26 protein-coding genes are annotated in these 25,234 nt (G+C 71.8%); 20 read left to right on the plus strand and 6 right to left on the minus strand.

Annotated elements, in window-relative coordinates; genetic code table 11:
• Window position 1 precedes the first annotated feature (1 nt).
• Both ACGFI8_RS07890 and ACGFI8_RS07895 read left to right on the plus strand, forming a co-directional pair.
• Window positions 2-853: a DUF3027 domain-containing protein gene (locus ACGFI8_RS07890; RefSeq protein ID WP_392801559.1), complete on the plus strand. Its 852-nt coding sequence runs from the start codon at window positions 2-4 to the stop codon at window positions 851-853.
• A complete protein-coding gene (locus tag ACGFI8_RS07895) occupies window positions 840-1,535 on the plus strand; it encodes a helix-turn-helix domain-containing protein (RefSeq protein ID WP_392801562.1) in 696 nt (231 codons plus the stop codon). The genes ACGFI8_RS07890 and ACGFI8_RS07895 overlap by 14 nt, the downstream gene beginning before the upstream one ends.
• A 310-nt stretch (window positions 1,536-1,845) precedes the next feature.
• Here the strand turns inward: ACGFI8_RS07895 and ACGFI8_RS07900 are convergent, their stop codons facing one another.
• Window positions 1,846-2,238 (minus strand): VOC family protein, encoded by a 393-nt coding sequence (locus tag ACGFI8_RS07900; protein ID WP_392801565.1) that lies wholly within the window; start codon window positions 2,236-2,238, stop codon window positions 1,846-1,848.
• A gap of 10 nt (window positions 2,239-2,248) precedes the next feature.
• Window positions 2,249-2,488, minus strand: coding sequence for a DUF2530 domain-containing protein (locus tag ACGFI8_RS07905; RefSeq protein ID WP_392802856.1), 240 nt, complete (start codon window positions 2,486-2,488; stop codon window positions 2,249-2,251).
• 132 nt (window positions 2,489-2,620) lie between these two features.
• Between ACGFI8_RS07905 and ACGFI8_RS07910 the strand changes: the two genes are divergently transcribed.
• From ACGFI8_RS07910 to thpR, 5 genes are all read left to right on the plus strand, one after another.
• Window positions 2,621-3,061 carry a MarR family winged helix-turn-helix transcriptional regulator gene (locus ACGFI8_RS07910; RefSeq protein WP_392802858.1) on the plus strand — a complete coding sequence of 147 codons (441 nt, stop codon included), beginning with the start codon at window positions 2,621-2,623 and terminating at the stop codon, window positions 3,059-3,061.
• Window positions 3,058-4,365 (plus strand): MFS transporter, encoded by a 1,308-nt coding sequence (locus tag ACGFI8_RS07915; protein ID WP_392801568.1) that lies wholly within the window; start codon window positions 3,058-3,060, stop codon window positions 4,363-4,365. Before ACGFI8_RS07910 ends, ACGFI8_RS07915 begins: the two co-directional genes overlap by 4 nt.
• 34 nt (window positions 4,366-4,399) lie before the next feature.
• Window positions 4,400-5,197 (plus strand): maleylpyruvate isomerase family mycothiol-dependent enzyme, encoded by a 798-nt coding sequence (locus ACGFI8_RS07920; protein ID WP_392801571.1) that lies wholly within the window; start codon window positions 4,400-4,402, stop codon window positions 5,195-5,197.
• A gap of 524 nt (window positions 5,198-5,721) precedes the next feature.
• Window positions 5,722-6,426 (plus strand): hypothetical protein, encoded by a 705-nt coding sequence (locus tag ACGFI8_RS07925; RefSeq protein WP_392801574.1) that lies wholly within the window; start codon window positions 5,722-5,724, stop codon window positions 6,424-6,426.
• A 71-nt stretch (window positions 6,427-6,497) separates the two neighbouring features.
• Complete coding sequence (gene thpR, locus ACGFI8_RS07930; protein ID WP_392801576.1) at window positions 6,498-7,031, plus strand: RNA 2',3'-cyclic phosphodiesterase; 534 nt, start codon at window positions 6,498-6,500, stop codon at window positions 7,029-7,031.
• Window positions 7,032-7,105: 74 nt separating this feature from the next.
• Here thpR and ACGFI8_RS07935 read toward each other — a convergent pair whose 3' ends face one another.
• From ACGFI8_RS07935 to ACGFI8_RS07950, 4 genes are all read right to left on the minus strand, one after another.
• Window positions 7,106-8,092 carry an aldo/keto reductase gene (locus tag ACGFI8_RS07935; protein ID WP_392801579.1) on the minus strand — a complete coding sequence of 329 codons (987 nt, stop codon included), beginning with the start codon at window positions 8,090-8,092 and terminating at the stop codon, window positions 7,106-7,108.
• A 38-nt stretch (window positions 8,093-8,130) separates the two neighbouring features.
• The gene (gene sepH / locus ACGFI8_RS07940) at window positions 8,131-9,210 is read right to left on the minus strand and encodes a septation protein SepH (RefSeq protein ID WP_392801581.1); all 1,080 of its coding nucleotides are present in this window, start codon (window positions 9,208-9,210) and stop codon (window positions 8,131-8,133) included.
• A 117-nt stretch (window positions 9,211-9,327) separates the two neighbouring features.
• The gene (gene serC, locus ACGFI8_RS07945; RefSeq protein ID WP_392801584.1) at window positions 9,328-10,446 is read right to left on the minus strand and encodes a phosphoserine transaminase; all 1,119 of its coding nucleotides are present in this window, start codon (window positions 10,444-10,446) and stop codon (window positions 9,328-9,330) included.
• 108 nt (window positions 10,447-10,554) lie between these two features.
• Window positions 10,555-11,661, minus strand: coding sequence for a citrate synthase 2 (locus ACGFI8_RS07950; protein WP_392801587.1), 1,107 nt, complete (start codon window positions 11,659-11,661; stop codon window positions 10,555-10,557).
• A 181-nt stretch (window positions 11,662-11,842) separates the two neighbouring features.
• Between ACGFI8_RS07950 and pdxH the strand changes: the two genes are divergently transcribed.
• From pdxH to ACGFI8_RS08015, 13 genes are all read left to right on the plus strand, one after another.
• Window positions 11,843-12,448 carry a pyridoxamine 5'-phosphate oxidase gene (pdxH, locus tag ACGFI8_RS07955; RefSeq protein WP_392802861.1) on the plus strand — a complete coding sequence of 202 codons (606 nt, stop codon included), beginning with the start codon at window positions 11,843-11,845 and terminating at the stop codon, window positions 12,446-12,448.
• Window positions 12,449-12,528: 80 nt separating this feature from the next.
• Window positions 12,529-13,785, plus strand: a complete 1,257-nt coding sequence (locus ACGFI8_RS07960) for an MFS transporter (protein WP_392801590.1) — start codon at window positions 12,529-12,531, stop codon at window positions 13,783-13,785.
• A 16-nt stretch (window positions 13,786-13,801) separates the two neighbouring features.
• Complete coding sequence (locus ACGFI8_RS07965) at window positions 13,802-14,731, plus strand: aldose 1-epimerase family protein (protein ID WP_392801593.1); 930 nt, start codon at window positions 13,802-13,804, stop codon at window positions 14,729-14,731.
• Between the two features lie 9 nt (window positions 14,732-14,740).
• Window positions 14,741-15,358 (plus strand): nitroreductase family protein, encoded by a 618-nt coding sequence (locus tag ACGFI8_RS07970; RefSeq protein WP_392801596.1) that lies wholly within the window; start codon window positions 14,741-14,743, stop codon window positions 15,356-15,358.
• 56 nt (window positions 15,359-15,414) lie between these two features.
• The gene (locus tag ACGFI8_RS07975) at window positions 15,415-15,705 is read left to right on the plus strand and encodes a type II toxin-antitoxin system VapB family antitoxin (protein WP_392801599.1); all 291 of its coding nucleotides are present in this window, start codon (window positions 15,415-15,417) and stop codon (window positions 15,703-15,705) included.
• Window positions 15,706-15,794: 89 nt separating this feature from the next.
• On the plus strand, window positions 15,795-16,967 hold the full coding sequence (locus tag ACGFI8_RS07980; RefSeq protein WP_392801601.1) for an acyl-CoA dehydrogenase family protein: 1,173 nt from the start codon (window positions 15,795-15,797) through the stop codon (window positions 16,965-16,967).
• A gap of 69 nt (window positions 16,968-17,036) precedes the next feature.
• Window positions 17,037-17,837 (plus strand): DUF4230 domain-containing protein, encoded by an 801-nt coding sequence (locus ACGFI8_RS07985; protein WP_392801604.1) that lies wholly within the window; start codon window positions 17,037-17,039, stop codon window positions 17,835-17,837.
• A 162-nt stretch (window positions 17,838-17,999) separates the two neighbouring features.
• Window positions 18,000-19,328 carry an ABC transporter ATP-binding protein gene (locus tag ACGFI8_RS07990; RefSeq protein WP_392801607.1) on the plus strand — a complete coding sequence of 443 codons (1,329 nt, stop codon included), beginning with the start codon at window positions 18,000-18,002 and terminating at the stop codon, window positions 19,326-19,328.
• 27 nt (window positions 19,329-19,355) lie between these two features.
• Entirely contained in the window at window positions 19,356-20,537 is a 1,182-nt protein-coding gene (locus ACGFI8_RS07995) for a hypothetical protein (protein WP_392801609.1), read from the plus strand.
• 63 nt (window positions 20,538-20,600) lie between these two features.
• Window positions 20,601-21,065: a DUF4442 domain-containing protein gene (locus ACGFI8_RS08000; RefSeq protein WP_392801612.1), complete on the plus strand. Its 465-nt coding sequence runs from the start codon at window positions 20,601-20,603 to the stop codon at window positions 21,063-21,065.
• A gap of 141 nt (window positions 21,066-21,206) precedes the next feature.
• Entirely contained in the window at window positions 21,207-22,682 is a 1,476-nt protein-coding gene (locus ACGFI8_RS08005; protein WP_392801615.1) for a glycoside hydrolase family 3 protein, read from the plus strand.
• An 88-nt stretch (window positions 22,683-22,770) separates the two neighbouring features.
• The gene (locus tag ACGFI8_RS08010) at window positions 22,771-23,505 is read left to right on the plus strand and encodes an LppX_LprAFG lipoprotein (protein WP_392801617.1); all 735 of its coding nucleotides are present in this window, start codon (window positions 22,771-22,773) and stop codon (window positions 23,503-23,505) included.
• Window positions 23,506-23,515: 10 nt separating this feature from the next.
• Window positions 23,516-25,210 (plus strand): MFS transporter, encoded by a 1,695-nt coding sequence (locus tag ACGFI8_RS08015; RefSeq protein WP_392801620.1) that lies wholly within the window; start codon window positions 23,516-23,518, stop codon window positions 25,208-25,210.
• Window positions 25,211-25,234 lie beyond the last annotated feature (24 nt).

Below are 25,234 nucleotides of genomic sequence, written 5' to 3' on the forward strand. Positions count from 1 at the left end.
GATGAGGAAGAATGGTGGTGTGACTGCCTCGACTGCACCGGCGCGCGGAAGCGGCCGCGCCGCCAAGCTCGACCAGGTCCTGGCGGACGCCGTCGAGACGGCGCTGCAAGGGCTCGACGTCGTCGATCCTGACCACATCGGCGCGCATCTGGGCGTCGTCGCTGAGGGTGATCGGCTCGTCACGCACTTCTTCGAGTGCGGCCTGCCCGGCTACCGCGGTTGGCGCTGGGCCGTCACCGTCACCCGCATTCCCCGCAGCAAGCAGGTCACGATCTGTGAGTCGACGCTGCTGCCCGGCCCCGACGCGCTGCGCGCGCCCGAGTGGGTGCCCTGGCAGGAGCGCCTCCAGCCCGGCGACCTCGGCATCGGCGACCTGCTGCCGACCCCGCCCGACGACCCGCGGCTCATGCCCGGGTATGTCCAGTCCGACGACCCCGCGGTCGAAGAGATCAACTGGGAGCTCGGCCTCGGCCGTGCCCGCGTGATGTCGCGCGACGGGCGCCTGGACGCGGCCCAGCGCTGGTACGACGGGGAGCGCGGCCCCAACGCCGCGATCTCCGTCGCGGCCCCGTCGTCGGCGCGCTGCGGCTCGTGCGGGTTCTACCTGCAGCTCGCCGGATCGCTGCGGCAGGCCTTCGGCGTGTGCGGCAACGAGTACGCGCCCGACGACGCCCAGGTCGTCTCGATCGACCACGGGTGCGGCGCGCACTCCGAGGTCCTGGTCGAGCAGGTCCAGGCGGTCGACGAGCTGCCGACGGTCTTCGACGACAGCGAGGTCGAGGAGGTCGCCGTGAGCCACGCGCCGGGCTCGGTCGACGGCGACGAACCGGCCGAACCCTATGGGCACGGCTGAGTCCAACTACACGGAGCGACCATCCCGGTTACCCGGCGCGGTCGTCTGGCGCAGGGGCGTGCAGGAGACCGGCGCGAGCCGTATCCTTCCCGATGGCTGCATGGACGTCATCCACTGCGACGGCGAGCTGTTCGTCGCGGGCCCGGACACGACCGCGCACCTCTCGTGGAGCCCTGCCGGCAGGCGCTTCACGGCGGTCCGGTTTTCGCCAGGAACGGGCCCGGCCGTCCTCGGTGTGGCCGCCAGCGAGTTACGGGATCAACGGGTTCCGCTCCAGAACCTCTGGCCCCGGCAACGCGCCCGTCGGCTGACCGAGGCTCTCGACGACGCGCCCGACCGCGCGGCCGTGCTCGAGTCGGCCCTGCTCTCGACGGACTTCGTCCCAGACCCGCTGGCGCCGCACGTGCTTGCCCGCCTGCGCGCCGGAGGCTCCGTGGCGGGCATCGCCTCCGAGGTCGGCCTCAGCGAGCGCCAGCTGCACAGGAGAGGTCTGTTCCTGTATGGGTACGGCCTGAAGACCCTCTCCCGCATCCTGCGGCTGAACGGCGCGCTGGACCTGGCGCGCCGCGGGATGGCGTTCGCAACGGTGGCCGCGACGGCGGGCTATGCCGACCAGGCCCACCTCGCCCGTGAGGTGAAGGCCCTGGCCGGCGTCCCGATGGGCGAGCTGCTGCGCGCCTAGTGCGGTCGAGAATTGAATATTCCTGACTCCGGTCCGTGCAACGCACGACCGTTGCTCCCGTCAGACACCGGTCGACGCTGGCGCGTCTCCCTGCCACGTCCGCGGTGCCAAGGACACGCGGCCTGCCGGCCGCGACCCCCGCTGGCGCCGCGCACCCCGGCAGCAAGGCCCGCACGACGCTCGCCGATGGGTCGAGGCGCACGCCAGTCGCCGGCTGCTCGACGGCCGCACGGCTCGACGACCCGATGGCGCTCGACTGTAGCGATGCACTCGGCCCCGCATCATGATCGCGGAGGGCCGAGCGGCCGGGCTACGACAGCGTCGCGTACAGGTCGACGCCGTTGCCGTCCGGGTCGTGCACGACGGCGTACCGCATCCCCCAGAACGCGTCCCATGGGGCCTTGTGGCTGGCGTATCCGGCCGCGACCAGCTCGGCGTGCAGGCGGTCCACGTCGGCCGGCGAGTCGCACTCGAAGGCCAGCGCCACCCGCGCACCCCCGCTCGGCGGCGCCCAATCGGGATCGAACGAGTGGATCGTCTCGACGGTGTCCCAGGCGATTTTCATGCCGCCGGGCAGCACGTGCTCGACGTGCGGGCTCTTGTCCTCGGCCTCGGGCACGTCCAGGCCGAGTCGGCGGTAGAAGGCGAGCGAGCGGGGCATGTCCGCGACGACCATGCCGATGACGTTGAGTCGAAGTGCCATGTGCCCCAGGCTAGGGCGCGGTGGGCGTGTCCGTCTTGAACGAATCGGACGCCGCCCGGGCCCGGCGCCGCCGCCGGTTCCGGTCGTGCACGACCATTGTGAGCAGGCCGGGGATGCCCCACAGGGCGCCCGCGATCGCGATGCCGAACCAGTCGCCGTGGCCGGCCTTCGCGAGATGGTCGCGGAACGGCAGCATGATCAGCGCGGCGATGATCCACAGCACGATGCCCACGACGGCGAACGGCACCATCGGTGGGTCGAGCGGCTTGGGCGGCGTGGGCACGCCGATCACGGTACCCGGCCCGCGCCGCCCGCCGCAGGCGCCCGGGTGATCGACGGCACAGGTCGTTAGCCATGCTCATTAGGTAAGCTAACTAATGTGATGGTTCGCGTACCGAAACTGGCGGCCGCCCAGCTCGCGGCGGCGCTGCGGGACAGCATCACCCGGCTGAACCGGCGCCTGCGCCAGGCCCGGCCCATGGGTGATCTCACGATCACCCAGCTGTCCGCGCTGACGAGCCTCGAGCTCGGCGGCGCGCTCACGCCGCGCGAGCTCGCCGAGATCGAGCGCGTCCAACCGCCGACCCTCACCAAGATCGTCGCGAAGCTGGAAGACCGCGGTCTCGTCCAGCGCTCGCCGCACCCGACCGACGGCCGGCAGGTCATCCTCGCCGCCAGCGAGTCGGGTCGCGCGGTCGTCGCCGAGCACCGCCGCAGCCGCGACGAGTGGCTCGCCAAGCAGCTTATGGCCCTCACCCCGGAGGAGCGTGAGGTGCTCACCAAGGCCGCCGAGATTCTGGGGAGGATCGGACGGAGCGCATGAGCGGTACCACGTTCGGCTCATTGAAGGTTCGCAACTATCGATTGTTCACCATTGGCCAGCTCGTCAAGCTCCTCGGCACGTGGATGCTGTTCACCGGGCAGGACTGGCTGGTCCTACAGCTTTCGGGCAACTCGGCGTCCGCACTGGGCGTCGTGACGGCCCTGCAGTTCACGCCGGTGCTGCTCCTTTCGCTGTACGGCGGGCAGCTGGCCGACCGTTTCGACAAGCGGCACCTCCTGCTCCTGGCGAACGCGGCGTCGGCGCTGGTGGCGACCCTGCTGGGCGCCCTGGTGGTCACCGGCGTGGTGAGCCTCTGGTGGGTCTTCGTCACCGCCGCGCTCTTCGGCGTGATCAGCGCCATCGAGACCCCGGTGCGCCAGTCGTTCGTCTCCGAACTGGTCGGCAAGGAACTGCTGCCCAACGCGCTGTCGCTCTCGTCCGCGACGTTCAACACCGCCCGCATCGTCGGCCCCGCGATCGCCGGCCTCGTCATCGCCGCGCTGCACGACAAGACGGGCCCGATCTTCCTGCTCACCGCGCTGCTGTGCATCGCGCCGCTGATCTGCCTGGCCCGCATGCGCGCCGCCGAGCTGTTCCGCGCCGAGCGCGTCGCGGTCGCGGCGAGCGAGGCCCGCACGATCGACGGCCTGCGGTACGTCTGGCGCCGCCCCGACCTGAGCCTGGCCATCCTGCTGGTGCTGATCGTCGGCCTGTTCGGGTTCAACTTCCAGCTGACCCTGGCCGTGCTGGCGAAGGTCGAGTTCCGTGTCGACGCGAAGTACTTCGGCATGCTCTCCACCGCCATCGCGCTCGGCGCCCTGGCCGGCGCATTGGCCAGCTCCCGCCGCCGCAGCCGCCCGTCGGTGTACCTGGTGCTCGCCGCGGCCATCCTGTTCGCCGGCTTCGAGACGCTGGTCGGATTCGCCCCGTCGTTCGTGATCGCGGTGATCCTGCTCATCCCGACCGGCTTCTTCATGATCTACTTCGCGCAGGCGGCGAACCAGCGCGTCCAGCTCGGCGTCGACGCCGCGTTCCGGGGCCGGGTGATGGCCCTGTACATCCTCGTGTTCCTCGGCAGCACCCCTATCGGCTCGCTCATCATCGGCTGGTGCGCCGAGCGGTTCGGGCCCCGCTCGGGCCTGTGGACCGGCGGCCTGGTATCGCTGATCGCCGCCGTCGCCCTGGGCGTGCTCCAGCTCCGCCGGGTCGGCGGGCGCATCCACGTCGGGCTCCGCCCCCGCCTGCACGTGCGGGTGCACGAGCGCGCCGCGGGTCTCCCCGCGGTCCGTCCGGCGGTGCGCTGATTTTTTGTCGTACCCGTGTGATTGAGTCACGGGCATGGAGCGATCACGTCTGCTGCAGTGCCTGGCCGCCGACTACATGCGCCTGCGCGATGTCGCCGGCACAGGTCTCACCGCCCCGGTGCCCAGCTGCCCGGGCTGGACCGTGACAGACCTCGTCAGGCACGTCGGCCAGGTTTACCTGCACAAGGCCACGGTGATGCAAACGGGCGCGTGGCCCGTCGCCTGGCCCCCGCCCGCAACCGTGACGGAGGACCCGATCGCCCTGCTCGACCGGGCCTACGGCGCGGTCACCCACGAGTTCTCTCGCCGCGGCGACACCGACCCGGCCCTCACCTGGCACGCCCCCGACCAGACGGTCAAGTTCTGGATCCGCCGCATGGCCCAGGAGTCGGTCATCCACCGCCTCGACGGCGAGCTGGCCCTCCACATCGACTCCGACCCCATCCCCGACGACCTGGCGGTGGACGGCATCGACGAGGTGCTACGCCTCTTCGTCGGCTACGGCTCCCACGCCTGGCACGAAGACTTCACCGAGGCCCTGGCGTCGGCGAAGGGCCGCACGGTCCGCGTCCAGGTCTCCCCGCGCGGCCCCGCCTGGCTGATCCGCACCGACCCCGACGGCGCCACGGTCGCCTCAGCAACCACCCCCGCCTCCGCCGACCAATCCATCACCCCCGACGCATCGGTAACGGGCGATCCGGCCCCCCTGCTGCGGTGGCTATGGGCACGCGAATCGACCCCAACGACTGATGCGCATACGCCGATCCAGGTGGAGGGTGACGGGGAAGCCATCAAGGAATTCCGAGCAATGCTGGTGGCCTCGACGCAGTAGTCACCGCGACCCGACCGGCTCAGGACGGCTCCGCGGCGGCGATCGAGCCGCGTTCCGGCCCTGCCCCGGCCCGCGGTCACGGACGGCGGTGAGGCCGGACAGGCGGCGGCGAGGGGGCGCCGCCTGCCCGGCCCCATCGCACCGCACCCGCCGCACCCGCCGCACCCGCAAACGACACCCATCGCGGCCCGCCCAGCGCTGCCCAGCGCCGCGCGGTGGGGCCCGGACCGGGGCCTGGGGAGGGGTCGGAGTCCTGGCGCCGCACTACGGGTCCGGCGGCTATTGCGGCCCAGCGAGGTCCTGGCGCCGCCCTGCCGGAGTCTCTTGCGGGTCCGGCGGGCTATTGCAGGCCCGGCCCGACCGTGCGCCGTCCTATCGGCCATCACCACGCACGGTCACGGCGCGGTGATGGCCGCTCATGGTGAGCGTGGGTTCGGGTGGCGTTTTGCGTGGGATGCGAGGTTCGCGCAGCGGGTGTGCGGGAATCGGTAGCGGTCGCTCTCGTGTGAGTTTAGTCTCAGATCGTGGGCGTGCTGCACGGCCTGCTCGTTGCCGGCGTCATCGGGCTTATAGCCGTGGCGCCGTGCTTGATCTGTGCGCTGCTCCTGTCCGCCGAAGAGATGATCTCGCGGTTCGGGGAATGGGTGCGGCGGCTGCTTCCCCGGGCGGTGCAGCGGCGGCTCCGGCGGCGGTCCGAGCTCCGCGAGCGGTCCGAGTTCTCTGGGCGATCCGGCCTCCGTGGGCGGGCCGGGCTGAGTGAGTGGTCCACGCTCGGAGGACGGCCGGGGTCCGACGGGCGGTCCGGGTCTGACGGGCGGTCCGGGTCTGACGGGCGGTCCCGGCTTCGGGGGTGGTCGAAGCTCGGCGGATGGTGGAGTGAGTCACGCCTCGGGCGGCGGTGGCGGCTCGGCCGGTTCGGGCGCGGGATCGACGAGGTCACGCACGCCCGGCGGGCGTGGGCCGTGGGGCCGCCGATCGAGCAGGTTGCCGGGGATCTGCGGCGGCTCAACCGGCTGCGCGAGGGCGTCGCCATGCGGTCGCGGGTATGGTTCGTCGCGGTGCAGGAAGCGTACGACGAGGGGCTGCGGGTGGCCTGCGCGCAGCTCGGCGTCGAGGAGCACCTCGACGAGCTCGCCGGGGTCGACCTGGAGCTGGAGCGGCTGCGGGTCGAGGGTGAGCTGCAGCGGGCGGGGCTGGTGCTGCGAGGCGCCGGAGCGCAGCAGCGCTGAGAGCCCGCAGGCGCGGCGACAGGAAAACCAGGCACACAAGGCATGGGGGCACTGCGGGGTTGAGGGTGTTCATGGCGGCGTACCCGCCGGACGACGTGCGGGAGCACTTCAAGAGCATGGTCGACGGGCTCGCCGTGGCGCGGCCCCGGGAGCGGTCCGTCCGGCTCGCCCCGCCCGAGCGGTGGCACCTGACCGTCGCGTTCATCGGGGACGTCGAGGACGAGACCGCGTCGGTCGAAGCCTTGGCTGAACTGGCCGGAACGGCCGCGCCGACCGTGCGGATCGCGGGCGGCAAGACGCTCGGGCGCGGGCAGTTCAGGCACCTCGTGGCGGAGCTGGAGAGCGACGACCTGGCGCCGCTGGGCCTGGCGGTGCGGCGGGCGCTCAAGAGGCGCCGGCTGCCGTTCGACCGGCGGCCCTGGCAGCCGCACGTGACGATCGCCCGGCCGGGGGTGATGCTGAGCCCGGAGGAGCTGGCCGGCGATCTGGCGATGCTGACCGGATACCGCGGGCCGCGATGGCGCGTCGACGAGGTGCGGCTGATGCGGAGCCACCTCGGCCCGAAGCCCGAGTACGACACGGTGGCGGCCGTAGCACTGGCCTGACCGCCGCCGCCGAAGCGTCGCGCGCTGGTGGGCGTGGCGCTGGCCGGGTTATCGGCCAGCGCCGAACCAAGCGGCTACCAGGCCCAGGCCTCGGGGCCGGGGCCGCCCTTGCCGACCGGCGGGAACAGCTCGTCGAGGCGGTCGAGGGTCTCCTTGTCGAGGGTGAGGTCGAGCGTGCCCATCGTGCTGTCCAGCTGCTCGATCGTGCGCGGGCCGATGATCGGGGCGGTCACGCCCTCCTGCGCCAGCAGCCAGGCCAGGGCCAGGTTCGCCGGGTCGGCGCCGAGCTCGGCGGCAAGCTTCTCGAACGCCTCCAGCGACGTGCGGTGCCTGTCCAGGTCCTCAGCGGCGCGGCCCTCGGCCGTGCGGGCCGCGCTGCCCGCGGCGAGCTTGGCCAGCGCGCCGCTGAGCAGGCCGCCGTGCAGCGGCGACCAAGGGATGACGCCCAGGCCGTACTGCCGGGCCGCGGGCAGCACCTCGAGCTCGACGGTGCGCGCCATGAGGTTGTAGATGCACTGCTCGGCGACGAGGCCGAGGAAGTTGCGGGCCTTCGCCGACTCCTGCGCGGCGGCGATGTGCCAGCCGGCGAAGTTGGACGACCCGACGTACAACACCTTGCCCTGCGCGACGAGCACCTCCATCGCCTGCCAGATCTCCTCCCACGGCGTGGTGCGGGAGATGTGGTGCATCTGGTACAGGTCGATGTAGTCGGTCTGGAGGCGCTTCAGCGAGGCGTTGGCCTCGGCGATGATGTGCCGTGCGGAGAGGCCCTGGCCGTTGGGCCACTCGCTCATCTTGCCGTAGACCTTGGTGGCGAGCACGACCTTGTCGCGGCGGCCGCCGCCCTGGGCGAACCAGCGGCCGACGATCTGCTCGGTGACGCCCTCGCCCAGCTTCCAGCCGTAGACGTTGGCGGTGTCGAAGAAGTTGATGCCGTGCTCCAGCGCGCGGTCCATGATCGCGTAGCTGTCCGGCTCGGTGGTCTTCGGGCCGAAGTTCATGGTGCCCAGGCACAGCCGGCTGACGAGGAGGCCGGTCCGGCCGAGGTTGGTGTACTCCATGTACACCAACCTATCGCCGGGCGAGACGAATATCCGAGTTACGAGGTCTCGCGGGCCGGTGCGCCGCCGAAGAGCACGTCGTCCCAGCTCGGCAGGCGCTTGCGCGGCTTCTCCGCGGTGGCCGAGGGCTGCTCGACGGCGGACGCGGCCGACGTGGTGTTGCGCCGCGGGCGCAGCACCGCCAGCGACGGCACCGCCGGAACCTCCTTGGCCTGGTCGCTGTCCTCGTCGAACGGGGAGCGGCCGATGAGCGCGGCGGCGCCGCGGGCCCGGTTGTCGTGCTTGACCGGCGGCGGCGTGACGACCGGCTCGTCGGACGCGTTGGCGCCGAGCGGGCGGTCCAGCGAGGCGAGCAGCGCGTCGCGGCCGGCCCGGATCGGGTCGTTGCCCAGCGTGCGGCCGCCGGGGCGGCGCTCCGGCGTCGCGGGGCGGATCGGCTCGTGGCCGCCGCTGCGCACCGCGTCGGGGCGCAGGCCCAGGTCGCCGCGGCTGGTCTCGCCACGGGCCGGCAGCTGCCGCCCGGTCGCGGGCGGCTCCTGGCCGAGGATGCCGGGGCCGCGCTCGGTGCAGAGGTACTGCGCCATGTCGTCGTGCGGCGCGACCAGCTGGCGGGCCTTGTCCAGCTCCCAGACGGCCTGCGCGGTCGCCTTGCCGCTCGGCCAGGTCGCGGTGATCCGCCACGTGCCGTCCTCGCGCCGGTACGCGTCCCAGGAGATCTTCTCGGTGTCGATGCCGTGCTGGCCGAGCCGGGTGTCGACGACCTCGGCCAGCGACGAGCCCTTCTCCGAGGTCTTCAGCCGGGTGCGCCGGGCGTGCTGGGCGAGCATCGCGCGCTCCTGCAGCACCGGGCCCGCGTAGCGCAGGACCCGGTCGACGGGCACGCCGGCGACCCGCGCGACCTCCTCGGCCGACTCGCCGGAGCGGATGCGGGCCTGGATGTCGCGCGGCGCGAGCTGCGAGGAGCCGGTTTCGACGGTGGTGGTCGGGTGACTGTGATCGGGGCGCAGCGCGCTCTGGACGCGTTCGTCGATGGGCAGCGCCAGCAGCCGCCCGACCTCATCGGCAAGGACGAACGCCTGGCCGTCCTCCGAGAGGGCGACGAATCGCACAGGCCGCATCGCGTGCCTCCGTCCCACCCGCTTCAGGCGCCATCGGTCGGCGCCTTCCGGTCACAGTACGGCAACCCTAGCTGGAAGGACGCACGCCGCGCCGACAGAAACCCGAAACGGAGCAGATCAGAGCCGTTCGATGACGTAGTCGATGCAGACGGTCAACGCCTCCACGTCGGCCGGGTCGACGCCCGGGAACATCGCGATCCGCAGCTGGTTGCGGCCGAGCTTGCGGTACGGCTCCGTGTCCACGATCCCGTTCGCGCGTAGCGCCTTGGCCAGGGCGGTCGCGTCGATCGAGCCGTCGAAGTCGATCGTGCCGACGACGTTGGAGCGCACCGCCGGGTCGGCGACGAAGGGCGTGGCCACGGCGGAGCGCTCTGCCCAGCCGTACAGGATGGACGCCGACTCCTCGCTGCGCTTGGCCGCGAACGACAGGCCGCCGCCGGCGAGCATCCAGTCCACCTGCTCGGCGGCCAGGAAGATCGTGGCCAGGGCCGGGGTGTTGTACGTCTGCTCCAGCCGCGAGTTGTCGATGGCCGTCTGCAGGTCGAAGAAGTCCGGGATGTACCGCCCCGACTCCTTGATCTCCGCGACGCGCGCGATCGCGGCGGGCGACATGAGCGCGATCCAGAGCCCGCCGTCGGAGCCGAAGCCCTTCTGCGGCGCGAAGTAGTACACGTCGGTCTGGCTGACGTCCACGTCGAGCCCGCCGGCGCCCGAGGTCGCGTCGGTCAGGTGCAGGGCGCCCTCGTCGGTGCCGGCGAGCCGCTGGACCGGTACCGCGACGCCGGTCGAGGTCTCGTTGTGCGGCGCGCAGTACGCGTCGATGCCCTCCTCGGCGCGCAGGAACGCGCCGGTGCCGGGGTCGGCCTTGATCACGGTCGGCTCGCCGAGGAACGGCGCCTTCTTGGCGGCCGAGGCGAACTTGGCGCCGAACTCGCCGAAGCTGGCGAACTGCGCCCGGTCGCGGATCAGGCCGAAGACCGCGGCCTCCCAGAACGCGGTGCTGCCGCCGTTGCCGAGCACGACCTCGTAGCCGTCGGGCAGGCTGAACAGGTCCGCCAGGCCACGGCGCAGGCGGGCCACCTGGTCACGGACGGGCTTCTGCCGGTGGCTGGTGCCCAGCCACGTCTTCGCCACCTCGGCGAGCGCGTGCACCGACTCGGGCCGCACCTTGCTGGGGCCGGCGCCGAAGCGCCCGTCGGCGGGCTTGATCTCGTCAGGAATGCGGATTTCGGCCATGTGAGTACTCCGGGGTGCGGCGGGCGGGCGGGTACCCCGCGGATCCTGCCATCATCCGCGCCGCAACCCGGGGACAATTCGTCGGTGACGCGACGAGCGTCACACCGCCTACACGCCGTGCGGGATCCGGTCCCAGCCCTCGACGTCCTGCGGCTTGCGCGGCCCGGGGCCGACGTACTTCGCGGACGGGCGGACCAGCCGGCCCAGCTCCTTCTGCTCCAAAATGTGCGCGCTCCACCCGGCCACGCGGGCGCAGGTGAACATCGAGGTGAACATGTGGGCGGGCACCTCGGCGAAGTCGAGGACCACGGCGGACCAGAACTCGACGTTGGTCGCCAGCACCCGGTCGGGCCGGCGGGCGTGCAGCTCCTCCAGTGCGGCCTTCTCCAGCGCCTCGGCGACCTCGAAGCGCGGCGCGCCGAGCTCCTTCGCGGTGCGCCGCAGCACGCGGGCGCGGGGGTCCTCCGCGCGGTACACCCGATGCCCGAAGCCCATCAGGCGCTCCCCGCGGTCGAGGACGCTCTTGACGTACCCTTCGGCGTCACCGCTGCGCTCGACCGCCTCGATCATGCCGAGGACGCGCGACGGTGCGCCACCGTGCAGCGGGCCGGACAGGGCGCCGATGCCGGAGGAGATGCAGGCGGCCGCGTCGGCGCCGGTCGAGGCGACCACGCGGGTGGTGAACGTCGAGGCGTTCATGCCGTGCTCGGCGGCGGAGATGAAGTAGGCGTCGACGGCCTTGACGTGCCGCGGGTCCGGCTCGCCCCGCCAGCGGCGCATGAACCGCTCGACGATGGTCTCGGCCTTGTCGATCTCCTTCTGCGGTACCGCGGGCAGCCCGAGGCCGCGGGCGGACTGTGCGACGAAGGACAGCGCGGTGACGCTGACCCTGGCCAGGTCCTCGCGGGCCTGCGCGGTCTCGATGTCGAGCAGTTGGCCCAGGCCCCAGTACGGCGCGAGCATCGCGACGGCGGACTGGACGTCGACCCGGATGTCTCCGGAGTGCACCGGTACCGGGAACGGCTCGGCCGGCGGCAGACCCGGCCCGAATTTGCCGTCGACGAGGAGCGCCCATACGTTTCCGAACGACACCTGGCCGATGAGATCCTCGATGTCGACGCCGCGATAGCGCAGGGCGCCGCCTTCTTTGTCGGGCTCCGCGATTTCGGATTCGAAGGCGATGACGCCCTCGAGTCCCGGCTTGAAATCGGACATCACGCACTCCTGCTGAATCGGGGTGTCAACTCCCTTGTGACATCTTCACCCCTCGGCGTGGCGGCTGCCGACTGAACGGAGGCTCAGATGTGTCCTGCATGACACATCTTCACGCATATGTGATCGTCGGAGGAAGGATGTGAGCGTGAGACCCAGCACATCACCGCAAGATTTGTCGCTCATGCGCAAGGAGTATTCGGGTGAGCTGACCGAGGACTCGGTCGCCGACAACTGGCTCGACCAGTTCGCCACCTGGTTCGCCGACGCGGTGGACGCCGGCCTGCCGGAGCCCAACGCGATGCTGCTGGCCACCGCCTCCGCCGATGGGCGGCCGTCGGCGCGCACGGTGCTGCTCAAGGGGTACGACCGGCGGGGCTTCACCTTCTTCACCAACTACGAGTCGCACAAGGGCAACGACCTCGCCGGCAATCCGCGCGCGACGCTCGTCTTCCCCTGGTACCACCTCCATCGCCAGGTCATCGTGAGCGGCGCGGTGGAGAAGGTCTCGCGCGAGGAGACCGAGGAGTACTTCGCCGTCCGGCCGCGCGGCGCACAGCTCGGCGCGTGGGCGAGCCCGCAGTCCAGCGTGATCGGCTCGCGGGCGGACCTCGAGGGGTGGTGGGCGGACGCGGAGCGGCGCTTCGGCGACGGTCCGATCGAGGCGCCGCCGCACTGGGGCGGGTTCCGGGTCGCGCCCGACGAGGTCGAGTTCTGGCAAGGCCGGGCCAGCCGGCTGCACGACCGGCTCCGCTTCAGCGAAGGCAAGCTCGAGCGGCTTGCTCCGTGACCGGTTCGGAGCGAAGCGGAGAGGCCGGTCACCGTGGGCGCAGTCCGGAGCTCGCGCGGCCGGAGCGAAGCGGAGGGCGCGTGACCGCGGTAGACGAGCAGGAGGAGGAGCGACGAGGCTGGCTGCGGCGGCACGCGATCGACATCCGGCCGCTGCGGCACCCGGCGTACCGCCGCATCTTCGTCGGCAACGCCGTGTCGTTCTTCGGCGTGCAGTTCACGGCGGTCGCCGTACCCGTGCAGGTCTACGCCATCACGAAGTCCGCGCTGTGGGTCGGCCTGTGCAGCTTCGTCGGCCTGGTGCCGCTGATCGTGTTCTCGATCTGGGGCGGCGCGATCGCCGACGCCTACGACCGGCGCCGGGTCCTGCTGGTCAGCTCCACCCTGATGTGGCTGACGACGCTCGGCCTGCTGGCGCAGGCGGTGCTGCACGTGGACAACCCGTGGCTGATGCTGCTGCTCATCGCGGCCCAGTCCGCGGCCTTCGGCATCAACAGCCCGGTCCGGCAGGCGATCATCCCCGCGCTCGTGGGCGGTGAGGAGGTCGCCGCGGCCAACACGCTCGGCTTCACGGTGTCCAATGTGGCCGCGATCGGCGGGCCGGTCGGCGCCGGCATCGTCATCGCCGCGTTCGACTTCTCCGCCGCCTACGCCGTCGACGCCGTGCTGTTCACCGTCGTGCTCTGGGCCGCGCTGCGCCTGCCCGCGCTGCCGCCGACCGGCGCCCGCGCCACGGCGGGCCTGCGCGACATCCGCGACGGGCTGCGGTTCCTGGCCGGGCACAAGCTCATCCTGCTCACCTTCGCCATCGACATCGCGGCCATGGTGCTGGCGATGCCGAAGGCGCTGTTCCCGGTCGTCGCCGACGAGCGCTTCGGGCAGTCGTCGCTCGGCTGGCTGTACTCCTCCATCGCGATCGGCGCAGTGCTGGCCGGGCTCACCTCCGGGTGGATCGGGCGGGTGCATCGGCAGGGCATCGCCCTCGTGCTCGCGGTGGTCGGCTGGGGCCTCGCCGTCGCGGCGGCCGGCGCGGTGCCGTGGTTGTGGGCGTGTGTAGCTTTCATGTCGGTGGCCGGCGCCGCCGATATGATCAGTGGGGTGTACCGCCAGACGGTGCTCCTCAGCGCGCCCGACGCGATGCGCGGCCGTTTGCAGGGCGTCTTCTTCGCCGTGGTGGCCGGAGGTCCACGTCTGGGTGACCTTCGGGCTGGTTCGGTGGCCGACGCGACGAGCGCGAGCTTCTCCTGGGTCAGCGGCGGGATCGCCGCCGCCGTGGTGGCGGTCCTCCTAGCCCTGACATTTCCCGTCCTCCTCCGCTACACCGACCCGACACACTGAGGATATTGTCGCGCCCATGGACACCGCCGCGCAGCTCTCGCACGCCCCCTCGGGTACACAGTGGACGATCCGCTCCGGCGGCCAGGAGGCCGCCATCGTCGAGGTCGGCGGGGGCGTGCGCGCCTTCACCTCCGACGGGCGAGACGTCGTCGCCGGATTCGCCGAGCACGAGCACGCGGTCGGCTCCGCCGGGCAGGTGCTGGCGCCCTGGCCCAACCGCATCCGCGACGGGCAGTACGCGTTCGGCGGCGAGCACCTGCAGCTGCCGCTGACCGAGCCCGAGCGGCACAACGCGATCCACGGCCTGGTGAACTGGGCGCGCTGGTACGAGGTCGATGCGACGTCCGACAGCGTGACCGTCGCCCACGATCTGGTACCGCAGCCGGGGTACCCGTGGCCGCTGCGCCTGCAGACGACGTGGTCGGTGAGCGGCGCCGGACTGCGCGCCGAGCACCTGGTCACCAACACCGGCGACACGGCGGCGCCCTTCGGCCTCGCCACCCACCCGTACGTGCTGGTGCCCGGGGTGCCGGTGGACGAGCTGACCCTGCGCGTGCCGGCCCGCAGCCGGCTGCTCGTCGACGCCCGCCTGCTGCCGATCGGCGCGGCCCGGGTCGCCGGCAGCGAATACGACTTCACCGAGGGGCGGCGCCTCGGCGGCACCGTCCTGGACACGGCCTTCGGCGAGGTGGACCACGACGCCGAGGGCGGCTCGCAGATCGACGTCACCGCGCCCGACGGCCGCGGCGTCACCGTCTGGGCCGACTCCGCCTTCACCTGGTGGCAGGTGTACTCCTCCGACACCCTGCCCGCCGACCGGACGCGCAAGGCGCTCGCGATCGAGCCGATGACCTGCCCGCCCGACGCGTTCCGCTCCGGGCGCGACGTGGTGACGCTGGAGCCGGGTTCGAGCTGGCGCGGCAGCTGGGGGATCCGCGCGATTTAGGCTTCACCTGTGGAACTTTCCGAGGTGATCCGCCGGCGGCGGATGGTGCGCAACTACGACCCCGACCGTCCGGTGCCGGCGGAGACCGTCGAGCGGCTGCTCGGCTACGCCACGCACGCCCCGTCGGCGGGCTTCTCCCAGGGTTGGGAGTTCCTGCTGCTGGACACCCGCAAGGATGTCGAGCGCTTCTGGGCGGCCACCACGCCCGAGGACAACCTGCCCACGGGCTGGCTGGAGGGGATGAGCCGGGCGCCGGTCGTCGTCGTGGCGCTCAGCCACCGCGACGCGTACCTCGACCGCTACGCCCAGCCGGACAAGGGATGGACCGACCGCGACGAGGCCCGCTGGCCGGTGCCCTACTGGCACATCGACACCGGGATGGCGAGCCTGCTGGTCCTGCTGGGCGCGGTCGACGAGGGCCTCGGCGCGTGCTTCTTCGGCATCACCCCGGACCGGATCCCGCGCTTCCGCGCGGAGTTCGGCGTCCCCGAGGCCTACACGCCGGTCGGCGTCATGACCATCGGCTACCGGGCCGTGGACAAGCGCTCGCCGTCACTCAAACGGGGACGGCGGGAGTCGCCCAGCGTGACGCATCGGGGCAACTGGGGTAACCGAGCCGACTCGTGACACCTTTTCTGTCGCACCCAGTCGGTACCCTGGCACGGTCAGGGGGGTGAACGTTCATGATCTTCAAGGCGGTCCGCGACGGTCGGCCGTATCCGGAGCATGGGCTGACGCTGAAGCAGTGGTCCGAGATCCCGCCGCGCCCGGTGCGGCTCGACCAGCTCATCACCACCAAACGCGAGCTGGCGCTCGACAAGCTGCTCGCCGAGGACTCGACCTTCTACGGTGACCTGTTCCCGCACGTCGTGCAGTGGGAGGGCAGCCTCTATCTCGAGGACGGCCTGCACCGTGCGCTGCGGGCCGCGCTGCAGCAGCGAACGTCCATCCACGCTCGGGTCCTGCAGGCTTAGCGCTTGAATCGAAGTGGGGGTCGGAGCGGGGCAAGGCCCAGGCGCCGGCCATCCACTTCGATTCGGGTCCCGATGCATATTCTTGGGGCGTGACAACGACGCCGCGCCCCCTCGACCTGCTCGACCTCGACGCCCTGCACTCGGAGGAGGAGCTGGCGATCCGCGCGCTGGTGCGCCGGGTCGTCGACGACCACATCCGGCCCAACGTCGCCGAGTGGTACGAGCGCGGTGAGGTGCCGGTGCGCGAGCTGGCGAAGGAGTTCGCCGGCGTCGGCCTGCTCGGCATGCACCTGGACGGCTACGGGTGCGCCGGGGCGAGCGCCGTCGCCTACGGGCTGGCCTGCCTGGAGCTCGAGGCCGGCGACTCCGGGGTGCGCAGCCTCGTCTCGGTGCAGGGGTCGCTGGCGATGTATGCCATCTGGAAGTACGGATCCGACGAGCAGAAGGACGAGTGGCTGCCGCGGATGGCCGCGGGCGACGCGATCGGCTGCTTCGGGCTGACCGAGCCCGACCACGGCTCCGACCCCGCCTCCATGACCACCCGGGCGCGCCGCGACGGCGACGACTGGATCCTCAGTGGCGGCAAGATGTGGATCACCAATGCGCCGGTGGCCGACGTGGCCGTCGTGTGGGCGCGCACCGACGACGGGGTCTGCGGTTTCGCGGTACCGATGGAGACCCCGGGCGTGTCCGCGCGCGAGGTGCACCACAAGCTGTCGCTGCGGGCCTCCTGCACCGGGCAGATCTTCCTCGACGACGTGCGCCTGCCCGCCTCGGCGCAACTGCCGCACGCCCGGGGACTGAAGGCGCCGCTGTCCTGCCTCACCGAGGCGCGGTACGGCATCGTGTGGGGCGCCCTCGGCGCCGCCCGCGACAGCCTGCACACCGCGCTGGACTACGCCGGCGCGCGGGAGCAGTTCGGCCGGCCGATCGCGGGCTTCCAGCTGACCCAGGCCAAGCTCGCCGACGCCGCGGTCGAGCTGCAGAAGGGCTACCTGCTGGCGCTGCACCTCGGCCGGCTCGCCGACGCCGGGAAGCTGCGCCCCGAGCAGGTCAGCGTGGGCAAGCTCAACAACGTGCGGGAGGCCCTCGCGATCGCCCGGCAGTGCCGCACGATCCTCGGCGCCAATGGCATCAGCGCGGAGTACCCGGTCATGCGCCACGCCGCCAATCTTGAGACGGTGCTCACGTACGAGGGAACTTCGGAGATACATCAGCTGGTCATCGGGCAGCGCCTCACGGGGATCGCCGCGTTCGCCTGAGATCGACTCGCGACTCTTTACTCGGCCCCTTACCTTGATGGGGAGAAGATCCTCCCCGAGGAGTCGAGCATGGCCGACAAGGAAGAGTCGAAGACCTCCGAGTACCCCGAGGTCACGTCGGGTGCCGGCGGCTGGAGCCCGGAGATAGGGGACCCCGTCGATCCGCGGGCGGACAAGCGCACGGCGCCGGCGCCGCGCGAGCCGGTCGTCGTGCCGGTCAAGCAGGGCGGCGGCGTGACGCGCGGCCTCTTCTGGCTGGTCGCCACGATCGGGCTGGTCATCGCGCTGGTGCTCGGCGCGAAGACGATCGGCCTCTTCCCCGGCCTGACGAACCCGTTCGCCGAGCAGCAGACCGACCGAAGCGGCCCGGCGCTGCTCAAGTCCGTGCAGGACCTCAACCAGTTCGTCGCGGCCGAGGGCAACTTCCAGGTCATCGTCGACGTGCAGAAGGACCGCAAGTACATCCCGGACTTCCTGCTCAACGAGCGGATCCTGTTCGTCGCAGCCGGCTCCGTCGAGGTGTACGTCGACTTCGCGAGCATCGGCCAGGGCGCGGTGAAGGAGTCCGAGGACCGGCGTACCGCGGAGATCAACCTGCCGGCGCCCCAGCTGCGGCCGGTCCGGATTGACAACGATCACAGCTACGTCTTTGAGGAGGAGCGGGGGATCTTCAACCGCATCGGTGACGCGTTCAGCTCGGACCCGAACCGTCTGCAGGAGGTCTACAAGCTCGCCGAGCAGAAGATCGGCGACGCCGCCAAGGACGCTGGCCTGCAGAAACGCGCCGAGGACAACACCCGCAAGATGCTCCAGCAGTTCCTCGCGGCCCTCGGCTACACATCGGTGACGGTGAACTTTCCGGCGCCCTGATCCTCGCCCTGAACTGCAAAGTTACACAACAGTAGTTGCGCGGTAACACGCCGAACACTGGTCATTTACCCGATGGACCAACTTGCGTGCGCCTCATCACAGTATTTGACTCGGGGTAACTGGCCGATCCGCGAATTGCTGACCTGGGGCGGAGGTGTGACGGTGGCTACCGTCGCGCTCAAAGATGTGATGAAGGTGTTCGCCGACGGCACCGTCGCCGTCGACCGCGTCAACCTGGACGTTGGGCAGGGCGAGTTCATGGTGCTGCTCGGTCCGAGCGGCTGTGGCAAGTCGACGCTGCTGCGCATGGTGGCCGGCCTGGAGGACCCCACCTCCGGTGCCATCATCATGGACGGCGACCTCGCCAACGACCTCCCGCCACGCGAGCGTGGGGTCGCCATGGTCTTCCAAGACTTCGCCCTCTACCCGCATATGACGGTCGGCGAGAATATCGGCTTCCCGTTGCGGCTGTCCGGGGTGGAGCCCGAGCCGCGCGCCGAGCAGGTCGCCGAGGTGGCCAGCGCGCTGGGCATCGGCGACGTGCTGGCCCGCAAGCCGGCGCAGCTGTCCGGTGGTCAGCGCCAGCGTGTCGCGATGGGGCGGGCCATCGTGCGCCGGCCGAAGCTCTTCCTCATGGACGAGCCACTGTCCAATCTGGACAGCGGCCTGCGCGCCGAGCTGCGCGCCGAGATCTCCGGGCTGGTCCGGGAACTGGGCGTCACCACGATCTACGTCACGCACGACCAGGCCGAAGCGCTGACCATGGCCGACCGGGTCGCGATCCTGCGCAAGGGCGTCCTGCAGGACGTGGGGACGCCGACGCAGGTGTACGGCAGGCCGGCGACGCTCTACGTCGCGGCCTTCCTCGGCAGCCCGCGGATGAACCTGCTGGAGGCCGAGGTCTACGTGCACCTCGACCGCCACATCGCCCTGCACATGGGCGACCAGGTGCTGCACCTGCCGTGGAACGACCTGCGCTCGCGGCAGGTCGCCCACTTCCACGGCGAGCGGATCGTCATCGGGGTGCGTGCGGAGGCGTTGACCCCGGTGCCCGACTCCACGACCGGGGACGTGCTGCGTGGCCGCATCCGGTATCTCGAGCACCACGGCCACGAGTCGCTCGCGTTCCTCGACATCGGCGCAACCGCGGTGATCGTGGACGAGATCGGCAAGCCCCCGGCGGACATCCCGATCAACGGCGGCGGCCTGCGCAAGTTCGTCAGCAAGCTCACCGGCCGCGGCGGCGGGGCCGACGACATGGAGCTCGTCGGCGCCGGCGTCAACGGCCGCGGCGGCCCGCGCCGCACGTCCCACCGCGAGAGCGTGCTGAGCGACCCGGGCCGGCACCACCGGCGCCCGGCCGAGCTGGCGGTCCGGCTCGCGCCGTACCCGAACGTGACGCACGGTCACCCATTGACCGTCGCTGTGCGCATGGAAGCTCTGCACTTTTTCGACGAAAGGGGACAACGCATCGACGTGGGGTGGCGCTGAGTGACGTGTGTCGCTTAGCCTGCGCCGATGGCAGCCTATGGCGAATCCGGATCCGGACTGCTCATCATCGAGCGCATCCTGCGTGATCGTGAGTCGATCTGGCGACAGATCGGTGAGGAACGTGACCTCGGCAAGCTGACCAAGCAGATGTTGTACAGCTCCGTAGTGGCCCTGGCTTGCTACGGAGCTGTGCTCGGCGCGTCCCACAGCATCGCGCAGGCGGCCCTGTCGGCGGCGAAACTGCCGCTGTTGTTCCTCATGACGCTGGCCATCTGCCTGCCCACGCTGTACCTGTTCAACCTGGTCTTCGGCGCCCGCCTCCAGGTGAAACAGGCATTGTCGCTGGTGATGGTCACGGTCACGGTGACGTCGGTGCTGTCGCTGGCCTTCGCGCCGATCAGCCTGTTCTTTCTCATCACCGCGTTCAGCTACGACTTCTACAAGATTCTCAACGTCGCGGTCCTCACGCTGACCGCCTTCGTCGGCCTGCGGTTCCTGACCAGTGGCATGCGTGCGCTCAACGAGCACACGGCCGTGCTGGCCGAGGCGCGGCGGCAGGAGCTCGAGCGCGAGGAGCGCGCCGCGGCGGCCGCCGCGGCCGCGACGCTGGCCGCGCTGTCCGCCCCGGCCATCACCGCCTCGGCCACCGCCGCCGCTTCGGCCACCGCCGCCGCTTCGGCCGCCGTCGATGGGGAGGCCGCCGAGAGCGAGCAGGCGCCAGGCGGCGATCCGGGGCCGGCCGTGCCCACCTCGCCCGCGCCGGCGCCCGGCGGCGCGCCCGTTGCCGCGCCGGTCTCCGCGGTCCCGGTTTCCACGGTCCCGGCCCAGATCTCCGCGGTGCCTGCGACCGCCGCCGCGCCGAACGGGCTGGTCGCCACCATCGTTTCCCCGCCGCACCCGCCCGTGATGCAGGGCCAGCCCCTGCTGATGCCCGACGGCCGGACCGTCTATCCGGTGTCGTACCCGAAGCCGGTGGCCATGACGCGGCCCGCGGCCCGGCCCGAGCCGCAGGCGGCGCCGGGGGAGCGGCCGGCGAGCATGACGCTGCTGAACGTGTGGATCCTCCTGTTCGGCTTCGTCGGCACGCAGCTGGCGTGGACGCTGCGCCCGTTCGTGGGCTCCCCGGGCGAGCCGTTCGAGATCTTCCGCAAGATCGAGGGCAACTTCTACGTCGAGGTGGTCCGCGCGATCGGCCGCCTGTTCACCTGACCGCCGAGCCGCGTCTGGAAGTCGGCGTTCCGACCACTTGCTACTGACCGGTAACATCTCGGCATGAGCATTGATTCGAAGGCGCTCGCCGAGGGCCTGACGTCGGCCGTGCCGTTCGCCCGCACCGTGGGCATCGAGATCGTCGAGGTGGTGGTGGACGGCGACGACGTGCGCGCCGTCGCCACCCTGCCCGACGAGGAGCGCCTGCACAACCACGTGGCCGGCCCCCATGCGGGCGCGCTGTTCGCGCTGGGCGAGACCGCCTCGGGCGCGGTCGTGATGGCCGCGTTCGGCCCGCACCTGTCGCTGGGCACGGCTCTGGCGGTGCGCGCGGACATCGCGTACGCGAAGCTGGCGAGGGGCCCGGTCCGCGCCACCGCCACCCTCGGCCGCGGGGTGGGCGAGGTCATCGACGAGCTGACGGCGGGTGGCCGTCCCGAGTTTCCGGTGACCATCGAGATCACCCGCGAGGACGGCGCGGTCACCACGGCCATGACCGTGGTGTGGACAATCCGCCCGAATCGCTGAACCGCCCCGCGGCCGCGTTGCGTGGTCTGTAGTCCGACTCGCACCTGGAAGAGTACGAACCTGTTAACTACTGGAAAGTTTCTTGACTATTACTGAGATGTGATGTGACCATCATCGCCAGGCGCGAAGGGTGGTTCACGCATGGATGCACGCACGGGGGTCGACCTGGTCGGCATGGCGGATGCCGTGCTCCAGCCGGGATTCATCGGCAAGGAGCCGCCGCCGTGGCTACGCCGCCGCCTCGCCGAAGGGCTTGGCGGCGTCGCTCTCTTCGCGCGCAACGTGGTGGATCGGGACCAGGTCGCGGAGCTGACCGCCGCGATGCGCGCCGAGAAGCCGGACGTCATCGTCGCCATCGACGAGGAGGCCGGCGACGTCACGCGGCTGCATGCGCACACCGGCAGCCCCTGGCCGGGCAACCTGGCGCTCGGCGCGATCGACGACCCGGCGCTGACCCGCGAGGTCGCCGGGCACATCGGGCGCGACCTGGCCGCGGCCGGCATCACGTTCGACTACGCGCCCGACGCCGACGTCAACAACGACCCGAACAACCCGGTGATCGGCTCGCGCGCGTTCGGCGCCGAGCCCGAGCGGGTCGCCCGGCACACCGCGGCCTGGATCGCCGGGCTGCAGGAGGCCGGCGTGGCCGCGTGCGCCAAGCACTTTCCCGGGCACGGGAACACGAGCGTGGACTCCCATCTTGACGTACCGCTGATCAAGGCCGGCCGGGCCGAGCTCGACGCGGTGGAACTGTTGCCGTTCCGGGCGGCCGTCGCGGCGGGCGTACAAGCGGTGATGAGCGCGCACCTGCGGGTGCCGGTCCTCGACGCCGAGCTGCCCGCGACGCTGAGCCGGAAGATCATGACCGAGCTGCTGCGCGGCGAGCTCGGATTCGAGGGGCTGATCGTCACCGACGGTATCGAGATGCGTGCGATCTCCGGCCGATACGGCCTCGCCCACGCAACCGTCATGGCGCTCGACGCGGGCGCGGACGCGATCTGCGTCGGCGGCGACCACGCCGACGAGGAGACCGCGGTCATGCTGCGCGACGCGATCGTCGCCGCGGTGCGCTCGGGCGAGCTGTCCGAGGAGCGGCTCGCCGACGCCGCCGCGCGGGTCGCGCGCCTGGCCGCCTGGTCGGTCGCGGCGCCCAAGCTCGCGCCCGACCCGCGCGCGGGGGAGATCGGGCTGTCGGCGGCCCGCCGGGCGCTGCGGATCACCGCGCCGGACGCGACGTTCCCGCTGGCGGGCGCGCCGTACGTGATCGAGTTTCAGCCTCAGCTCAACTTCGCGATCGCGCCCGAGACGCCGTGGGGGCTCCTCGCGCCGCTCGCGGAACTCGTCCCGGCGACGTCCGGCGTGCGGCTGACCTCGCAGGACGGCCTGCCCGACGCGCTTCGGGCCTCGGTCGGCCGTCCACTGGTGCTGGTCGTGCGCGACCCGCACCGCTATCCGTGGATGGCGGACTCTTTACAAGCCTTCTTGGCCGAACGGCAGGACGCCGTCGTCGTCGAGATGGGCGTCCCGGCGGATCCCCAAGGTGACGTACACATCGCCACGTTCGGCGCGACGGCGGCGGCCGGCCGCGCGGTCGCCGAGTTGCTGGCGGGTCGCTGAATGCGCGAATGGTGAGGGTCCCGTGACGCTGAGATCGCGCTCAGCTTCGACACCCGCGCCGTTTCCCCCGCCGGTCTAGCATGCCGGTATGTCCCCGACCCAGTCCCGCCCCGGCCTTCTCATCGCCGGCATCGCCGCGCTGACGGCGGTGCTCGTCGCCCTCACCGGCTGCTCCGGCAAGTCCGACAAGAAGGGCGGCGCGCCGTCGCCCGACCCCAACCTGCCGGCCGCCGAAGGGCTGCTCAAGGACTCCGCGACGGCGATGGGCGGCATCAAGACCGCCAAGTTCCTGATCACCGCCGACGGCACGATCGCCGGGGTGGCCATCAAGCGCGCCGACGGCGTGCTCACGAAGGAGGGCAACGCCCAGGGCACCGCGCAGGTCGAGCAGATGGGCACGACCGCCGACCTGGCGTTCACCATCGTGGGCCAGACGATGTGGCTCAAGGGCCCCACCGGCGACTACCAGCAGATCCCGCTCGCGCTCGCCGCTTCGGTCTACGACCCGTCGGCGATCCTCGATCCCGAGCGCGGCATCGCGAAGGTGGTCGCCACCGCGACCGAAGGCAAGACCGAGGGGGCCGAGGCCGTGGACGGCCAGGCCACGTATCGGGTCAGCGCCAAGTTCCCGGCCGAGAACCTCTCGAAGGTCGTGCCCGGCGTGACCGGCAGCGTGCCGGGCCGCCTGTGGATCGGCAAGGACGACAAGCGCGTGCTGAAGGCCGCGTTCGACCTGCCCGCCGTCGGCGACGCCAAGGGCGGCACGGTCACCGTGACGTTCACCGAGTTCGACGCCGCCGTCACCATCACGCCGCCGAAGTAGCGCCGAGCCGATGCTGGACAGCGACCCGCCCGCCGAGCCGCCACCGACGCCCGCCCGGCGCCGCGCGGCCGCTGAGGCCGCCCACACCACGACGGCCTCAGCGTCTCCCGACCGCTCCGTCGGCTCCACCGGCGACCCGGCCGGCGCCGTAGGCCGGGCTGGGGGCGGTTCGGCCGGCGCTCAGGGCGGGGACGGCGGGCATTCGCGACGGCGGCTGGCCATCGGCGTCGGCGGGGCCACGGTGCTGCTGGCGGCGCTGGACGCGTATGTGGTCGTGGGCGTCCTCACCGACATCCTCGACGCGCTGCACATCGCGGCCAACCGGCTCGAGCGGGTGACGCCGGTCGTCACCGGGTTTCTGCTCGGGTACATCGCCGGGATGCCGCTGCTCGGGTCGCTCTCCGACCGGCTCGGGCGCCGGGCGGTACTGATCGGCTGCCTCGTCGGCTTCGCGGGCGGCTCCGCGCTCACGGCGGCCTCGGGCGACTCGGTCTGGCTGCTCGCGACCGGCCGGGCGGTGCAGGGCCTGGCCGGCGGCGCCCTGCTGCCGGTGACCCTGGCGCTGGCCGGCGACCTGTGGGCGGAGCGGCGCCGCGCGACGGTGCTCGGCGCGGTCGGCGCGGCGCAGGAACTCGGCAGCGTGCTCGGCCCGCTGTACGGGGTGGCCATCGCGGCCCTGCTCGGCTCGTGGCGGGGCATCTTCTGGCTCAACCTTCCGCTGGTCGCCGTCGCCATCGCGCTCGTGTGGGTGGCGCTGCCCGGGCGGGCTCCCGCGGCGGCGCGGCCGAAGACCGACGTCGTCGGCGGGCTCCTGCTGGCGCTGACGCTCGGCGCGGCGGTGGTGGCGCTCTACAACCCCGACCCGGAGCGCGCCGTCCTGCCCCCGTGGGGCGGCTGGACCCTCGCCGGCGCGGCGGCCGGGGCCGTCCTGTTCGTCGCGTGGGAGCTGCGGGCGCGCACCCGCCTGGTCGACCTGCGTGGCGCGCTGCGGCGCCCGTTCTTCGCCGCGCTCGGCGCGAGCTTCTGCGCCGGCGCCGCGCTGATGGTGACGCTCGTCGACGTGGAGCTGGTGGCGCAGACGCTGCTCGGCCGCCAGGGCGTGCAGGGCACGCTCGTCCTGACCCGCTTCCTGGTCGCGCTGCCGATCGGCGCGGTGCTCGGCGGCTGGCTGGTGTCGCGGCTCGGCGAGCGCCTGGTCGCGGCGGGCGGGCTGCTGGTGGCCGCGGGCGGTTACGTGCTCGTCGCGGGCTGGCCGGCCGACGTGCTCGCGGTGCGCTACCTCGGCTTCCTGCCACGGCTGGACACCGACCTGGTCGTCGCCGGGTTCGGGCTGGGCCTGGTGATCGGCCCGCTCTCCGCCGCGATCCTGCGGGCCACCCCGTCCGCGCAGCACGGCGTGGCATCCTCGGCCGTGGTCGTGGCCCGGATGATGGGCATGCTGATCGGCGTGGCCGCGCTGACCGCGTGGGGCCTGCACCGTTTCCACGAGCTGACCGCCCGGCTGAACTTCCCGCTGGTCTTCGGCAAGCCCGCCGACGAGCAGCGGCGCCTGATGGACGCGTACAAGGCCGCGCTGCAGTCCGCGCTACGCACCGAATACCGCGAGATCTTCCTGGCCACGGCCGCCGTCTGCGTAGTGGGCGCGGCGTGCGCGCTCCTGCTCCAGGGCCGCGCCACCCGCCCCGGCGCGGAACCGAGCCACTGACCGTGTGCTGGACGCCGATCCACG

Source organism: Dactylosporangium sp. NPDC048998, assembly GCF_043197855.1.
GTDB lineage: Bacteria > Actinomycetota > Actinomycetes > Mycobacteriales > Micromonosporaceae > Dactylosporangium.

What these genes read in the sequence shown, in the direction of transcription:
- ACGFI8_RS07915 (WP_392801568.1), top strand. Translation starts at nt 3,058, where the DNA reads ATGAGCGGTACCACGTTCGGCTCATTGAAGGTTCGCAACTATCGATTG.
- ACGFI8_RS08015 (WP_392801620.1), top strand. Translation starts at nt 23,516, where the DNA reads ATGCTGGACAGCGACCCGCCCGCCGAGCCGCCACCGACGCCCGCCCGG.
- ACGFI8_RS07895 (WP_392801562.1), top strand. Translation starts at nt 840, where the DNA reads ATGGGCACGGCTGAGTCCAACTACACGGAGCGACCATCCCGGTTACCC.
- ACGFI8_RS07975 (WP_392801599.1), top strand. Translation starts at nt 15,415, where the DNA reads ATGATCTTCAAGGCGGTCCGCGACGGTCGGCCGTATCCGGAGCATGGG.
- sepH (WP_392801581.1), bottom strand. Translation starts at nt 9,210, where the DNA reads ATGCGGCCTGTGCGATTCGTCGCCCTCTCGGAGGACGGCCAGGCGTTC.
- ACGFI8_RS08000 (WP_392801612.1), top strand. Translation starts at nt 20,601, where the DNA reads ATGAGCATTGATTCGAAGGCGCTCGCCGAGGGCCTGACGTCGGCCGTG.
- ACGFI8_RS07950 (WP_392801587.1), bottom strand. Translation starts at nt 11,661, where the DNA reads ATGTCCGATTTCAAGCCGGGACTCGAGGGCGTCATCGCCTTCGAATCC.
- ACGFI8_RS07965 (WP_392801593.1), top strand. Translation starts at nt 13,802, where the DNA reads ATGGACACCGCCGCGCAGCTCTCGCACGCCCCCTCGGGTACACAGTGG.
- ACGFI8_RS07905 (WP_392802856.1), bottom strand. Translation starts at nt 2,488, where the DNA reads ATGGTGCCGTTCGCCGTCGTGGGCATCGTGCTGTGGATCATCGCCGCG.
- ACGFI8_RS07890 (WP_392801559.1), top strand. Translation starts at nt 2, where the DNA reads ATGAGGAAGAATGGTGGTGTGACTGCCTCGACTGCACCGGCGCGCGGA.
- ACGFI8_RS07985 (WP_392801604.1), top strand. Translation starts at nt 17,037, where the DNA reads ATGGCCGACAAGGAAGAGTCGAAGACCTCCGAGTACCCCGAGGTCACG.
- ACGFI8_RS07900 (WP_392801565.1), bottom strand. Translation starts at nt 2,238, where the DNA reads ATGGCACTTCGACTCAACGTCATCGGCATGGTCGTCGCGGACATGCCC.
- ACGFI8_RS08010 (WP_392801617.1), top strand. Translation starts at nt 22,771, where the DNA reads ATGTCCCCGACCCAGTCCCGCCCCGGCCTTCTCATCGCCGGCATCGCC.
- thpR (WP_392801576.1), top strand. Translation starts at nt 6,498, where the DNA reads ATGGCGGCGTACCCGCCGGACGACGTGCGGGAGCACTTCAAGAGCATG.
- pdxH (WP_392802861.1), top strand. Translation starts at nt 11,843, where the DNA reads ATGCGCAAGGAGTATTCGGGTGAGCTGACCGAGGACTCGGTCGCCGAC.
- ACGFI8_RS07910 (WP_392802858.1), top strand. Translation starts at nt 2,621, where the DNA reads ATGGTTCGCGTACCGAAACTGGCGGCCGCCCAGCTCGCGGCGGCGCTG.
- ACGFI8_RS08005 (WP_392801615.1), top strand. Translation starts at nt 21,207, where the DNA reads ATGGATGCACGCACGGGGGTCGACCTGGTCGGCATGGCGGATGCCGTG.
- serC (WP_392801584.1), bottom strand. Translation starts at nt 10,446, where the DNA reads ATGGCCGAAATCCGCATTCCTGACGAGATCAAGCCCGCCGACGGGCGC.
- ACGFI8_RS07920 (WP_392801571.1), top strand. Translation starts at nt 4,400, where the DNA reads ATGGAGCGATCACGTCTGCTGCAGTGCCTGGCCGCCGACTACATGCGC.
- ACGFI8_RS07935 (WP_392801579.1), bottom strand. Translation starts at nt 8,092, where the DNA reads ATGGAGTACACCAACCTCGGCCGGACCGGCCTCCTCGTCAGCCGGCTG.
- ACGFI8_RS07995 (WP_392801609.1), top strand. Translation starts at nt 19,356, where the DNA reads ATGGCAGCCTATGGCGAATCCGGATCCGGACTGCTCATCATCGAGCGC.